The organism is Paenibacillus chartarius (assembly GCF_042432825.1).
Classification (GTDB): Bacteria; Bacillota; Bacilli; order Paenibacillales; family NBRC-103111; genus Gordoniibacillus; species Gordoniibacillus chartarius.
In genome coordinates this window covers 75,045-88,433 of record NZ_JBHLWN010000121.1, presented here as the reverse complement: position 1 = coordinate 88,433, position 13,389 = coordinate 75,045, and the positions used below count along the sequence as shown (strand labels likewise).

The following is a 13,389-nucleotide window of genomic DNA, read 5'->3' as shown; positions in this document are numbered from 1 at the left end:
TATGTCACACATCCTTGTGAGGAGTGTGACGCGAATGAGCTCAATGAAGAGAACGGCCCGCGGTCTGATGGGATCAGCTGTGCTGGGCGGCTGTCTGGCGGTCCCTGCAGCGCTCCATGCGACGACGGTCGAACACGTTAACGCGAAGCTGAACGTACAGCTGATTAGCGATCAGCATACGGCGGTTGAGGGCGGCTATGTGTCGGTACATATTTTGTATCATAACGTCAGCAACAAGAAGATGGATAAAGCGTGGCTCAAGCTGAAGCTGTCCGGCAAGCTGGAGGTGGACGGCGCGGTTGCCGCAGGCGCCCTGTGGGACGCTGCGGCAGGGGCGCTGAAATGGCAGCTGAACGATGTGGCGTCCGGAGCAGCAGGTGTCGTACACGTGAACCTGAAGGTAAAGAGCGGCGTCACTGTAGGAGAACAGCTCGAGCTCGTCTGCGAAGGTGATGACGATGCGGGAGGATCGGTCGTTACGAAACCGGTTCCCGTGAAGATCGGCACCGGGCTGCACCAGCCGGCGTTCAACGGCTATCCGGACGGCGGCTTCCATCCCGGCGGGGAGCTGACCCGCGCCGAAACGGCGGCGATCGTCTCCCGGCTGGAAGGGCTGGAAGAGGCGCCCGGCGGCGCCTCCGTCTATAGCGACGTAACGGCTTCGCATTGGGCGGCGGACGATGTCGGCAAAGTCACGAAGGCCGGCTGGATGACGGGCGGCGGCGACGGGCGGTTCCGCCCCGATGCGCCGATTACCCGCGGCGAGTTTGCCGTCCTGCTGCTGCGCATGCGCGGCATCGAAGCGGTGCCGCTCCCTGGCTTCGATGATGATGCGGACAACTTGAACGGAGACGGGAACGGGAACGGGGGCAACGGCAAGCACTGGGCGAAGGATGCGATCGGCACCGGCAAAGCGCTCGGCTATTTGGCCGGCGACGCCAAGGGCTGGTTCAAGGCAAACAGCGCCATCCGGCGCGACGAAGCCGCCAAGCTGCTTGCCCTGGCGCTCGCTCGCGGCGAGCTGACGGACGGCCAGACGAAGGTGCTGCAGCACTGGCCGGACGTCCCCCGCTCCGCCTGGTCGTTCGGCTGGGTCGAGGAGCTGTCATTGGTCGCACACGAATCCAGAGACGTCGGCTTCCGGAAAGAAGAGCTGATCCGGTACGCGCCGGAATTGACGCAGCGGTTTTGAGTAAATCGGGGCCGGTTGACCCGCTCCCTATTCTGCTCTGCCCTCTTCAGCCGCAATGTTCCCTGCCTGGTTTCCGTTGTGCCCGACCTCAAGCGTAATCGTCTGTTGAACGACATGAGGCCTCCCTTACGGGGGGCCTTAATTTTTCGTAACGCTCCGGCTTGCATCCGTTCTACAAACCAAGCTCGCTGCTTGTTTGATTCAGCCAATCGGCAAACCGTTCTTCCTCCTCGAATTGCGGATAATGCGCGGACTGATCAAAGACGACAAAATCTTTAACAGGCGCCTGAATCGTCGTGAAATACGCTCTGGCTGCCCGGACTGAAGTCATGTAATCGTATTGCCCCATCACAAAATAAGCCGGTATTTCCAGGCGGGTTACAATCTCCGTAATGTTTCGGTTCTTTTCTTCCGCGATCAGGATGTCCTGTGAAAGAGAAACCCCTCGTACATAACGGAAAACATCCAGCAAATTATACTCACGGTTCAGCAAAAAGCCCGCATAATAATCCATATTATCGTCGATTAACCGGGCCGCTCCGCCATACTTACGAACCAAATAACGGGGGGTAAGCTGTTTTCCTTGTTCGATAGCGCCGCGCAGCGCTTCAAGCTTGTTTACATCACCCCAGTTGTTCGCTTGTTTAGCTTGATTCATCGTATAGTCCAAACTATCTTTCTCGCTTTGAACCGTATCGGAAACCTGCCCAATGCCAATGTATGCGGCAAATTTGTCAGGCGCCCTGCCCGCAGCCTTCATTCCGATATATGTCCCGAATGAATGGCCGATCAGCAGCGCTTTTTCCTGGCCGAGCTGTTCAGTTACATAGTCTGTTAATGCCAACAGATCGTCGACATGCAAATCACTTGATAAATTCGAATAGTCCTCGAAAAAATGATAGGACTTCCCGCTGCCCCGTTGATCATAGTGAACGATCGTGAAATGCTGCTCGAGCAAATCTTGATATTTTCTCACATACGGTATTTCCGAACAGCCCGGTCCTCCGTGTACAAAAATGACAAGAGGATTTGTACGGTCAACGCCTCTGATCATCACTTCCAATTTCGTCCCGTTGATGTGTATCTGTTCTAGTGTGCTTATGCTGGTAGGGCCATTGATCGGCGGGGTCCACGTAGGAAAAATAAAGCCGGCTATAAGCAGCACGACTCCCCCCGCAGCTCCCGTCTTCAGCCAGCGAAACCGCCTTCTCTTCAACGCGCAAACTCCTTTCACCAGTTCCCATACATCTTACCTGGATTTCCACTCTGACAAAAGAGAAATATGCGTATAGCACCCTTTTAAAAGGAGGTTTCGACCGCATCGCAGAATAGTACGCTCGAATTCGACTCAGTTTTACAAACAACTTGGGAGGGCACATCGTGAAGAAGAAGTTTATGTTACAATCTGCAATCGCAGCCGGCTTATTATCCTCTACCTTACTCACTGCAACCGCCGAAGCTGCCTCCGTTGACTTTTCAGATATCGGCGGCTCCTTTGCCAAAAGTGCCATTTTGGAGCTTGCGGATAAAGGTATCCTTACTGGTGTAAGAGAGAACTCCTTTAATCCGGCGGGAAAAATTACACGCCAGGACTTTGCTATAATTTTGGCTAAAGCTTTACAGCTAGACGTTTCCAGTGCACCTGGACAACCTACGTTTGCCGATGTTCCCGCAGACCACTATTCCTACAAGTATGTCGAGGCTGCGGCTGCGGCAGGGCTTATCCACGGTGTGGGGGAAGGCAGCTTTGGCTTAAATCAAAATTTAACCCGACAGGACATGGCGACCTTGTTTGTTAGGGCCTTGAAGGTCAATGTTACCGGATACCGTGACAAATTAACTTTTGCCGACGCGGCGAGTATCTCGGATTATGCAAAGGATGCGGTTGCTTACGCAGTGGAAGCGAAGCTCCTCACCGGAGAAAACGGCAATATGTTCAATCCAGCCGGACTTGCGGAGCGTCAACGGGTTGCTCTTGTCGCTTCAAATTTTTTAAAGGCATCAGAGGAGGCGAAAGCTGCGGAGGAGGCGAAAGCTGCGGAAGAGGCGGCTAAGGCTGCGAAGGCTGCCGAGGAAGCGAAGGCCGCAGAGGCTGCGAAAGCTGCGGAAGCCGCGGCCAAAGCGGCGGAAGCTTTGAAAAGCTCCGGTTCCGGCAGTGTGAGTTCCGATAATCAAAGCTCGGGCGACGATCCTTCCAGCGGCGATAGTCCCGTTGATCAGGCTCCAGTCGAACAGACCCCTGACGAACCTACTCTACCGGCCGTCGATATTTCGAAATTTAAAGAAGTGGACCGCTATAACGGCACCATGGATCAAATTCAGGGTTCTGCCGGTGCAATTGGCGGAAACGCAGGCACCATCGTGACGGCTTATCGTTGGCAGGATACCGTGGCCGAGAACGGCGTCGTAGATGACGGGGAACTGGGTCCGGCTATACCTTTGGGAACAAGCGCTTCGGACGGCTCCTTGGAAATTGCGAATTTGGAAGACCTTGCGCCAGGCCAATATTCGTATATTATTACGGCTAAGGATCCGGATGAAACTTTGGAAACCGCCAAAGATGCACAGCACGCTCTGACATTCACTTTGGTAAAAGGCAATGAGCCGATCCCGACCGTAACGTCCAGCACATACGCCTTTGACAGCAGTGAAGGTAGTAGAACCAAACAACTATATGCCGGTACGGTAAATGCACAGACGATTACTTTTACAATGAATGCCGGGGTTCAATTTGTTAAGGGAACTGTCGTTGTCAACGTAGACGGCTTTACTTTCAATACCGAGGATACGTACGGTACCAATGGAATTCACAATCTTAATGATAATGCTGAAATTAGCAATGACGGACATACCCTAACGATTCATAACATCGATTTAAGCGCCTACACCAATATTACCGTAAACTTGCTCAACAAAAGCGTTCCGCCCGCTGGAACCTATCCTATTCGATTCACGAAAGATGCCGACGGTTCGGGTACGGAATACAGCCCTTCGGCCGAACAAGTGTTAACCATCGTAGTTGGAGAGGCTAATTAAAACAAAAAAGACTTAGCGGGAACTTCCGCTAAGTCTTTTTTTGTGGAGTTACTCGGCATGGGGCAGCTTTTCAAACTACGGTGCTAAGATCCTTACGCTCATCGAATTGCGGGAAGTGGTCTCCAATTGCTGCTGCAGCACCTCGGAGCTGTCTTTCATAGTATAAAAGATAGAACCAGGCGCCTTTAATTCCACAAGATAGTTACCGAAAGGAACCTGATTTCCCGCACTGTCCGTCTGATCCCACGTAAACTCAAGTTCGCGGCTCGTAATTTCCGCACTAGCCTTAGGATAGAAGGCTTCCAATGAGGGCAGCTCGCCGGACCAGACCAGCTGCTTCTGATACGGGTCGAAATCGACAATCCGGTAAATATCGATTTGAAGCTTGGTCGCAGCTGTTACATCAAGGTCTTTGTCGCTAGCGTTCGCTACGCTAATACTAATGTTCACGTCGTCTCCGGTAGGTACATCTCCCGTCTGATAGCCGGGCGGATAGGGGGAAAGATCATGGCTGCTTGCTTTCGCAAATAATGAGGTGGCAAACGGATAGCCGCGCCAGCCGGCACCGAAGCTGTACGTTTTTTCGCTCCACTTCGCAGCAATCTTCTTCCCTCCAACATCAGCCGGCGGAACGTACGTTTCAGGATCGGTCGCCGGGTCCGGCAAGTAGATCCATGAGTCGCCTAGCCAATCGCTGCGGATATGGTGCCAGCCGCTGCCGTGCTCAAAGGCGGACACCGTTTGCGGAGCCAGCCTGCCCAGCACGCGAGCTGACTTATGCGGATGCTCATACACGTCAACGTGCTCATTCAAAATCAAGTCCGTCTGCTCTTGTCGCAGATCCTCGGGGTAGCTGACATTCGGGTTCAGCCACAGCGGCCCCAGCCAAGTTTGAACCTGAAACCATTCCTTTTTCATGGAGGCGGTGCTCTGTACGGATTGTGGAGCGAGGTAGGCAACAACCGCCTGGCCGGGGTCAGGTGAGTGAAAGAGCGGCGTAACTGTTCTCAAAGTAACGCTCGTGCTCTCCTCTATCACCCCGGCGTATGGCGCCACTTCCTCCGATTGCGCCGGATTCGTAGGCAACAACGCAAACAGTAACACGGCCAATGCAAACCCATGCATTCCCCTTTTCATAAGCCGGATCATTCTTACTAACACGCTCCTTTCATTCGATGGTTATCTCCAGGACCGTTACTTGCCCGGGATAGCTAGTCAGCCACATCCTGTCGCTCCAAGCTGACACTTTCAGCCCCGCGCTGAGCTCGCCGAATGACAGCTTCGTGCCGGTGCTTTGACGAACGATCGCCGTATCTTCGGCAAGCGTCAGCCAAGCAGCATCCGGCTCGCCGTTAGGCACCTTGTCTTTAGAATATACCACCAAGATCCTTTGCCGCTCCTTGTCGACAGTCTTGATTTCGCCGGCGATATCCGGGTTGTCGCTGATCGTAAACGATTGGATCACTAGCGGGAACGAGCTGCCATACGCCTGGTAGATCGCCGATTTCAGCTCGGCGGTCTCCGTTTCCGTAAGCGCTTCGCGGTGTCGATGCAGCTTTCTCAGCTGCAATATTAAGGTGCTATTTTCAGTCCACATGCTCATCACCTGCACGGAATACTGCCGGAATACGTCATCGTACTCTGCTATTTTTTGAAACTCTTGTTGTAAATCCGCTTCCGGTTCATACACAAAGCTGTGTTCCTTATTGTTGCTGGACACGCAAATCGTAACCTGCTCGCCGTCCTCTTTAGTACCGGTAACAAAATAATAGACCGGAGTCAGCTTTTTCGCATCCGGCGGCACCTGCTTCCATTCCTCGTCGCTCAAGCCTCGTATTGAAAACTCGTCGTCGACATGCCGCAGATGGTATTGCTCATAGGCCACGATCTTGGCTTGGTCGGGAGTTACCTTCGGTCCGACGGGCCCAAGAGGTTCAGAGATTGACACCGTTCTGCTGCTTGCATCATAATCCACGTTGAAGTAGTAAACGCGCTCAGCCAGCCACCGGACAGGAGCATAAATATGGCCGTTATAGTACAACGTCTCGTATTCATCCCCCAACGTCACCGGCTTGTCGCCAAACATCCATTTTACCGGGAAAACGATTGGGGATTCGCCTGTAACCGAACCGTATGCGACCATCGATGTAGGAAGCGCCAATACTAGCGCGGTTGCGGCGATCATGGATCTCAGCTTCATGCTTCAACCTCCTCTACCAATTAAACTCATGAATCCCCTGTTTTGTTACCCTCTCCGAACTAATTTTTGTAAAAATATCCCTGTTCAGGAGCTGCGTACGTCAATTTCTTTCGGGCGGCTCTGAAGCCATGGATTCCCCCACAGCAGCGAAAGCCGAAGTAGACCGGGCTTCACGGCCCTCCCCACTATTTACACCCCCTCATGAAACGGCTCTTGCCCTCGCTCCCCCGACGCTTTATGCTTACGAATAGAACTTCCCGAAAGAAAAGAGCTGACCCCTATGTACGTACCGGACGAAACCGATCTGGAGATCATCCGGCTGCTGCGCAAGAACGCCCGCTTGCAGTGGCGCGAAGTCGGCGAGCTCGTGCATCTGACCGGGCAGGCGGTCGGGGCGCGCATCCGCAGGCTGGAGGAGCACGGCCTTATTCGCGGCTATACCGTCATGACGGATGATGAGAAGCTCGGCAAACCGCTTACAGCCGTAGTCACCGTCCTGATGAAGTCGAACCGCCACGCCGAGTTCATCAGCTTCGTGCAGCGGGAACCGTCCGTGACGGAGGCTCACCGCATCAGCGGAGACGGCTGCTATTCGCTGCTCGTGCGCGCCTCCGGCCACGACGAGCTGAACGGCATGCTGGACCGCCTGCTCGAATACGCCAATTACAGGCTTCATCTATCGACGCAGCTTATCAAATCGCATAGGCATTAATTTCATCGTGAAAATCCCCCCGTCGCATCGGCTTCGCCGCGGAAGCTTCAGGTCTCTTACAATAGAGCTAACCTAGCGAAAATAAGGGGGAACCGTTCATGCAAATCCAATTGATCAGGCATGCGACCTTACAAATTCAATACGCCGGCAGGACTCTGCTGGTCGATCCGATGCTTGGCAGCCCCGGCGCAATGGCTCCCGTACCGGACACGCCGGACACAAGGGCGAATCCGCTTGTCCCGCTGCCGGTTCCGGTGGAGACGCTGCTGGAGCCGGACGCCGTGCTGCTGACGCATATGCACCGCGACCACTGGGATGAGGCGGCCGAGCGGCTGCTGCCCAGACACATCCCGATCTTCTGCCAGCCGGAAGACGAGGAGCGTCTCACGGCTCAAGGCTTCCGCCACGTACAGTCGGTCACCGCCCCTGTCGCATGGGCCGGCATCCGCATCGTCCGCACCGGCGGCCGCCATGGCCGCGGACTGCTCGGACGCAGCCTTGGGCCGGTGTCCGGCTACGTGCTGGAGCCCGAAACCGCCGGCGAAGAGCCGACGCTGTACGCGGCAGGGGACACCGTATGGTGCCGCGAAGTCCGCGCCCTGCTGGAGCGGTTCCGTCCGGATGTGACCGTCGTGTACGCCGGTGCGGCAAAGTTCCGCAGCGGCGGCGCGGTAACGATGGCCGGGCGTGATATTGCCGCCCTCTGTAAAGCTTCCGTCAACCCGCACATGAACGTCATAGCAGCTCATATGGAAGCCTGGAATCACTGCCGGCTAAGCCGCCGGCAGCTGCTCGATTTTGTTGCGCTGCATGATCTGCAGCACCGCGTCTCCGTCCCCGCGGACGGAGAGACGCTGGAATATCGCTCATAATGGAAACGGGGAGCTGAACACCTACGATGAACTCACGGGATACGGCCGTTGGAACCGCAATGACGGTCGCTTCTGCGGTCGGATTCGGGCTGATGGGGATTTTTGCCAAGCTGGCCTATGAGCAGGGGATGACCGTCGGCACCCTGCTTGCCTACCGGTTCGGCATCGCCGCCGTCCTGTTCTGGCTGTGGATTGCGGCGACGCGCCCGGTCTATCGGCTGACATGGCGGGAACGGGGCATATTGTGGCTGATGGGCATCGGCGGCTATGCCGTCATGGCGACGCTGCTCTTCACGTCATTCTCTTATATGTCGGCGTCGCTGGCCGAAATGATGTTTTATTCGTATCCGACACTCGTCTGCTTGTTGATGCGAGTCGTCGACAAAGAGCCGATTACGGCGCGTAAAGCGATCGCGCTGGTAACCGGCTTCGCCGGGCTGATTCTTGTTCTGCAGGGACCCGCCCAATCGATTCACACCGTCGGCGTGCTGCTTGCGCTGGGCTCCGCCCTCGTCTATTCGTTCTTCATCGTGTACAGCAACCGGTTGATGAAGCAAGTGTCGCCGCTCGTCAGCTCCGCTCATATTTCCGTCTCTGCCGCCGGTACACTCGTGCTGGTCGCGCTGAGCCAGGGCACATTGGCGCCGGTTACCGGCTTCGTCTCCTGGGGAGCTGTGCTCGGTGTCGGCGTGCTGTCCACCTTCATCGCCATCCTTACCTTCTTCGAAGGTGTCAAGCGGATCGGTTCGACGCGTGCCTCGATCATCTCCTTGCTGGAGCCGATCGTTACGATCGTCAGCTCCGCGATCTTGTTCCACGAGCGGCTCCGTCCGCTGCAGTGGACCGGGATCGTCATCGTCCTGGCAAGCCTCGTCGCCATGGAGCTGCGCAGCCGCTCCGGTACCGCCGAAGCAGCTCGCGTTCCGAAGCGGGAGCTCCGCTCCGGTGCTTAATAGCCCGATTACCGCGGGCGGTAAATCGGTTTATTTTCGATCACCCGAATGTTCGTCGTCCATTCCTCCGATTCCGGCAGCACGGCCAGCGCATCCTCGACCGCCTGCAGCTTCGCATCGAGCTGATCGATATAATGGAGCGCGACCGCCTCCGGAATTTGTGGCTGCACCGGACTCCCCCACTCGCCGAGGTTATGGTGCGACAGCACCAGGTGCTGCAGCAGCATAACCGTCCGGTCGCTCGTGCCGAGGCCCAGCGAGATCGCCGCCTCGACGATCCAGCCGGAGGCGATCGCCAGATGCCCCAGCAGCTTGCCGGGCACGCTGTAGTCGGATACGATTCCCAGCTCGGCGATCATTTCCTCCGGCTTGGCGATATCATGGAGCAATATGCCTGCCTTCACCAAATCCGCGTTCAGGAACGGCCGCTGCCCGCAAATGAACGCGCCTAACTCCAGCATTCTCACCATATGGTAGGCGAGCCCGCCGTAATAGGCGTGATGATGGCTTTTCCCCGCAGGATAGTGCCGCAGCTTCTCCTCCACCTTGCCGATACAATACTCCACGATGCTCCGCACCTTGTCGTCGGTTATGCTTGCAGCCGTTGCCTGGATGACGCGGACGAGATCCTCCGCTTCGATCGGCGCCGTACGGATAAAGCTCTTCAGATCGACGCCGTCCTCTTTGACCGCCTTGCGGATACGGACGATTTTCGCCTGGAGCTTATCCCGGTACAGCTGGGCGACGCCTTGCACCTTGACGAGCATGAGAGGAAAGAACGTTTCCTTATCCGTACTCGAAGCGTCCCACAGCTTGGCGGGAAGCTCCCCCGTGGCATCGGCCAGTATCATGTCCAAATATGAGCTCGGCGGCGTAGCGTTCGTCAGCTTAACCTCCGCTGCCTTCAGCAAATAAAATCCCGTGAATTCATCACGATCCCGCAAATCCCGCAGCTGTGTCATTGCTCTCTTGTTCTCCTTTGATCGCCGTCTCATTTTACTATCATTCTATTAGAGCTTAGTCGCTAACGGACGGCAGGGCAAGCGGAAGTTTGCCAGGGGGCTAGTCAAGCGCTTACAAAAATTTTCTTTTGTATACTGTGAAATGAGAGGATTTCCCTCCTTCTGCTAGAATACAGATACCAAATAGCGTATCGATCAAGGAGAAAGACGGGTGATAGCGGACCATGACGAATATGATAACTTACGAAAGCCCTACCATACCCGAGCAAGTGGATGAAGACGATATCGGCGGCTGGGAGATGGACTATAGCAATCGTAAAGTATATTGGACGGACAATCTCTATCGCATATACGGCGTTGATAAAAGCGCTTTCACACCAACCGTTGATAACCATTTGTCTTTCGTATACCCTGATGATTTGCCATACATACAAAAACAGATCAACGAATTGCATCAGACGGAGAAACCGTTCGACGCCGAATTTCGAATCAAGCGCCCTGACGGTGAAATCCGTACGGTCCACGCCCGCGGCGATGTGGTCTATGACGACAACCGCCAAATTCTTCGAGTGATCGGGGCTGTCATCGATTTGACCAGAACGAAGCTCGAACGGCACAGACTGCTTGAGCTTAACGCGCTCTACAATCTGCTCGCCGAGAACACGCAGGATATCATTACGTATCTGCTTCCAGACGGAACGATCGAATATTCGTCTCCGGCTGTGAAGAACATCCTCGGCTACTCGCCCGAGGAGCTTCGCGGGACGAATCATGCCGATTACCTCCATCCGGAGCATTCATTGCCGGAGCACTTAAACCCGAACTCCGATACGGTCGAAGCGTTGATACGCCACAAGAACGGACACTACGTATGGACAGAGAGCAAGTTCAAGGTCATCCGCGACAAAGCGGGTGTTCATACGCATACAATCGGAGTAACGAAGGATATTACCGCCAAGAAGCAAGCTGAGGAACGAATAAACCGCGCGGAGAAGCTCGCGCTGGTCGGCAAGCTTGCGGCCGGAATCGCACACGAAATCCGCAATCCGATCACAGCGCTGAGGGGCTTCTATCAAATTATTAAAGAGTATGGCCCAAAGAAAGACTACGACCGCATTGTCATGGAAGAATTCAGCCGCATCGAGAAAATATTGACGGACCTTCTTCAGCTCGCCAGACCGAAGCCGTCGGAATTTGCGGCGTTCGAATTGACGCCGCTCGTCCATGATGTCGCGACGCTGCTGGAGGCGCAAGCCCGCGAGCGGCAAGTGCGAATTGAAATTTGCCATTCCGGCGCCGGTCAGCCCGTTTGGTGCGACGACAGCCAGATTAAACAAGTGCTTCTGAATTTAACGAGGAATGCCATCGAGGCGATGCAGGACGGAGGCGTTGTCCGGCTCGGAGTGTGCCAAGACGGCGGGGAAGCCGTGCTCCGCATCACCGATCAAGGGGAAGGCATTTCCGCGGAGCGCATGGTATATCTCGGCCAGCCGTTTCAAACGACCAAAGAGCAGGGAACCGGACTCGGTCTCATGCTTTGCTACGCGATCATAGAGCATCACAAGGGCCGTATCGTCGTTGAGAGCTGTGTCGGCGTCGGAACGACGTTCGAAGTACGGCTGCCGCTTCACAGGAAACCGGCCTCCTAACAACGCCGGCTTTATTTCAGGTGCTTGGCTTTCTCTTTCGCGGACAGTCCCAGCTTCTTCAGCAGCGCGATCGCTTGCTGCCGCTCTTCCTCCGTGAGCGCCGAGCACGCTTCCTCGAGAGCCTGCTGATGCCGCGGGAAGACGGCATCCATCAGCTTGCGGCCTTCGTCGGTCACTTCGGCGAATATGACGCGTCGATCCTCCGGCGATGAGCGCCGGACGATGAGCCCTTTGCTTTCCAGCTTATCGACGACATACGTAATGTTCCCGCTGGAGATCAAAATTTTCTCCCCGATCTGCTGCAGCGGATGAGCGCCCTTGTGATACAGAAACTCGAGTACGCCGAATTCGGTCGGATTCAGTCCGGCCTTACGGATGTTATGATTTGCATGGACGCTCGTCCATTGATGCGCCCGCGACAATACGACGAATAAGTGCATCGCCTCGCCCCCGGGATGACGCGAGGTGCCCGGTATGCTGTTCGGAACGGTGTCTGAGCCGCTGTCCGGAACGTTGTCTTTCGATTTTGAATGATCCATGATGATCGGTCTCCTCTCGATGGTTTGGAAATGGACTTCATGACATTGTATATCTTAATTTAAAGATATTACAAATGAAGGATGCTGTCAATCCGTTCCGGCTTCAAATTTATATCCGATTCGGACGCTCAGCTCCCGTGCTTTGCGAAGTTTGCGATCTTTTCTCTTTGCGCAGCAGCATGACCGTCAGAAGCATCAAAGGCAGAATGATCTGAAATACGGGAGAGATCCAAACAACCGTGAGATTCAGCCCTGCCCAAACATACTCCACGTATCTCGGCGACAAGAACGATGACGCATAAATTACTGCAGCGGCCGGAATAATCAGCAGCTTGTATTTGATAGTCGTAATTCGGTGCAAACCCGTCACAGAGGCTATAAAAAAAGCAGCTATTTTGATGCCAAGGCCGAGGTACAAGATGAGGGCAAAAAGCGCATCCATTCTCTCCAGGATCTGGGGAAAGCGAATGAGCTGAACGGTTTCCAGCAAAGGAAGCGTGAAATTCGAGGCTAACTCGGGCCCAAGCACAAGAATACTGATTTGATTCAGCAAAATCAATACGAACGAAACAATACTGTAGGCCCATATTATAGCTTTGCTAAAGCCTGATGAATGTTCAGTTATTTTGAATAATACGAGAAACAACACCGTTTGGCCAAACGGAAAGGAGACCACCTCGGGGAAGGCGTTATCCCAAACAGGCTTCCAGCCGTTTTCAAGAATGGGCAGCATATTCTCCATATGAATCATCCCCGCTGCCGCGATCAAGGAAAGCAATAAAGCGTATCCCGCAACCGTGATCGGAAAAAGAGCGGTGCAGGTTTGCATAAGCACTTCCGCGCCGTATCGTACCGTGTTGCTGATGACAACAATAGCCACAAGCATGACAAAGGCAATAGGCGTTCTGTTCAGCAACGTAAGCACAGTTAATTCCCCGAGGTCCCGCAGATTGCGGGAAGCCTCGTAGAGGAAGTAACAAACATACAGTCCGCCTATGATTCGACCGGGTAATGTCTCCAAATAATAGAACAACAGCTCGAACAAATCGCGGCTTCTGTCCAATCGATGAATCCATAGATAGAGCAGCACAAGCATGAAACCGAATATGGCGCCGATCAGCATCACCAGCCAGGCGTCTTGCTTCGCCTTTCCCCCTAATAAAAACAAGGTGGTGCTTCCTACTTCAAACAGCACGAATGTGACAACCAGATCCGATAGCTTGGGAGTTAATTTACTCATCCTTGTTGCTCCTTCATCTTATACCAGGTTTCGG

Annotated in this window: 12 protein-coding genes; 6 read left to right on the top strand and 6 right to left on the bottom strand. The window is 54.6% G+C overall.

The window, feature by feature from the left end; translation table 11 throughout:
- Nucleotides 1–34 precede the first annotated feature (34 nt).
- Complete coding sequence (locus ACFFK0_RS29320; protein WP_377474747.1) at nucleotides 35–1,192, top strand: S-layer homology domain-containing protein; 1,158 nt, start codon at nucleotides 35–37, stop codon at nucleotides 1,190–1,192.
- A gap of 172 nt (nucleotides 1,193–1,364) precedes the next feature.
- Here the strand turns inward: ACFFK0_RS29320 and ACFFK0_RS29315 are convergent, their stop codons facing one another.
- Nucleotides 1,365–2,408: an alpha/beta fold hydrolase gene (locus ACFFK0_RS29315; RefSeq protein WP_377474745.1), complete on the bottom strand. Its 1,044-nt coding sequence runs from the start codon at nucleotides 2,406–2,408 to the stop codon at nucleotides 1,365–1,367.
- A gap of 164 nt (nucleotides 2,409–2,572) precedes the next feature.
- Here ACFFK0_RS29315 and ACFFK0_RS29310 point away from each other — a divergent pair, with 164 nt between their 5' ends.
- Nucleotides 2,573–4,228 (top strand): S-layer homology domain-containing protein, encoded by a 1,656-nt coding sequence (locus ACFFK0_RS29310; RefSeq protein ID WP_377474743.1) that lies wholly within the window; start codon nucleotides 2,573–2,575, stop codon nucleotides 4,226–4,228.
- 75 nt (nucleotides 4,229–4,303) lie between these two features.
- On the opposite strand, the gene ACFFK0_RS29305 is transcribed toward ACFFK0_RS29310, so the two are convergent.
- Both ACFFK0_RS29305 and ACFFK0_RS29300 read right to left on the bottom strand, forming a co-directional pair.
- Nucleotides 4,304–5,239, bottom strand: coding sequence for a flagellar hook assembly protein FlgD (locus tag ACFFK0_RS29305; protein WP_377474741.1), 936 nt, complete (start codon nucleotides 5,237–5,239; stop codon nucleotides 4,304–4,306).
- Nucleotides 5,240–5,396: 157 nt separating this feature from the next.
- Nucleotides 5,397–6,428, bottom strand: coding sequence for a hypothetical protein (locus ACFFK0_RS29300; protein ID WP_377474739.1), 1,032 nt, complete (start codon nucleotides 6,426–6,428; stop codon nucleotides 5,397–5,399).
- A 280-nt stretch (nucleotides 6,429–6,708) separates the two neighbouring features.
- On the opposite strand from ACFFK0_RS29300, the gene ACFFK0_RS29295 reads away from it, so the two are divergent.
- The 3 genes from ACFFK0_RS29295 (at nucleotide 6,709) to ACFFK0_RS29285 (ending at nucleotide 8,965) form a co-directional block, all read left to right on the top strand.
- A complete protein-coding gene (locus ACFFK0_RS29295; protein WP_377474737.1) occupies nucleotides 6,709–7,140 on the top strand; it encodes an Lrp/AsnC family transcriptional regulator in 432 nt (143 codons plus the stop codon).
- Nucleotides 7,141–7,238: 98 nt separating this feature from the next.
- On the top strand, nucleotides 7,239–8,012 hold the full coding sequence (locus tag ACFFK0_RS29290; RefSeq protein WP_377474735.1) for an MBL fold metallo-hydrolase: 774 nt from the start codon (nucleotides 7,239–7,241) through the stop codon (nucleotides 8,010–8,012).
- A gap of 26 nt (nucleotides 8,013–8,038) precedes the next feature.
- Entirely contained in the window at nucleotides 8,039–8,965 is a 927-nt protein-coding gene (locus tag ACFFK0_RS29285; protein WP_377474733.1) for a DMT family transporter, read from the top strand.
- Nucleotides 8,966–8,973: 8 nt separating this feature from the next.
- On the opposite strand, the gene ACFFK0_RS29280 is transcribed toward ACFFK0_RS29285, so the two are convergent.
- Nucleotides 8,974–9,927 (bottom strand): 3'-5' exoribonuclease YhaM family protein, encoded by a 954-nt coding sequence (locus tag ACFFK0_RS29280; RefSeq protein WP_377474731.1) that lies wholly within the window; start codon nucleotides 9,925–9,927, stop codon nucleotides 8,974–8,976.
- A 224-nt stretch (nucleotides 9,928–10,151) separates the two neighbouring features.
- Between ACFFK0_RS29280 and ACFFK0_RS29275 the strand changes: the two genes are divergently transcribed.
- The gene (locus ACFFK0_RS29275; protein ID WP_377474729.1) at nucleotides 10,152–11,576 is read left to right on the top strand and encodes a PAS domain-containing protein; all 1,425 of its coding nucleotides are present in this window, start codon (nucleotides 10,152–10,154) and stop codon (nucleotides 11,574–11,576) included.
- A gap of 11 nt (nucleotides 11,577–11,587) precedes the next feature.
- On the opposite strand, the gene ACFFK0_RS29270 is transcribed toward ACFFK0_RS29275, so the two are convergent.
- Nucleotides 11,588–12,016: a MarR family winged helix-turn-helix transcriptional regulator gene (locus ACFFK0_RS29270; protein WP_377474795.1), complete on the bottom strand. Its 429-nt coding sequence runs from the start codon at nucleotides 12,014–12,016 to the stop codon at nucleotides 11,588–11,590.
- Between the two features lie 208 nt (nucleotides 12,017–12,224).
- Complete coding sequence (locus ACFFK0_RS29265; RefSeq protein ID WP_377474727.1) at nucleotides 12,225–13,355, bottom strand: GerAB/ArcD/ProY family transporter; 1,131 nt, start codon at nucleotides 13,353–13,355, stop codon at nucleotides 12,225–12,227.
- Nucleotides 13,356–13,389: the final 34 nt, after the last annotated feature.

Coding starts and splice junctions, on each gene's coding strand:
- ACFFK0_RS29320 (WP_377474747.1), top strand. CDS start 35: ATGAGCTCAATGAAGAGAACGGCCCGCGGTCTGATGGGATCAGCTGTG.
- ACFFK0_RS29300 (WP_377474739.1), bottom strand. CDS start 6,428: ATGAAGCTGAGATCCATGATCGCCGCAACCGCGCTAGTATTGGCGCTT.
- ACFFK0_RS29295 (WP_377474737.1), top strand. CDS start 6,709: ATGTACGTACCGGACGAAACCGATCTGGAGATCATCCGGCTGCTGCGC.
- ACFFK0_RS29290 (WP_377474735.1), top strand. CDS start 7,239: ATGCAAATCCAATTGATCAGGCATGCGACCTTACAAATTCAATACGCC.
- ACFFK0_RS29285 (WP_377474733.1), top strand. CDS start 8,039: ATGAACTCACGGGATACGGCCGTTGGAACCGCAATGACGGTCGCTTCT.
- ACFFK0_RS29280 (WP_377474731.1), bottom strand. CDS start 9,927: ATGACACAGCTGCGGGATTTGCGGGATCGTGATGAATTCACGGGATTT.
- ACFFK0_RS29275 (WP_377474729.1), top strand. CDS start 10,152: ATGACGAATATGATAACTTACGAAAGCCCTACCATACCCGAGCAAGTG.
- ACFFK0_RS29270 (WP_377474795.1), bottom strand. CDS start 12,016: ATGCACTTATTCGTCGTATTGTCGCGGGCGCATCAATGGACGAGCGTC.
- ACFFK0_RS29265 (WP_377474727.1), bottom strand. CDS start 13,355: ATGAGTAAATTAACTCCCAAGCTATCGGATCTGGTTGTCACATTCGTG.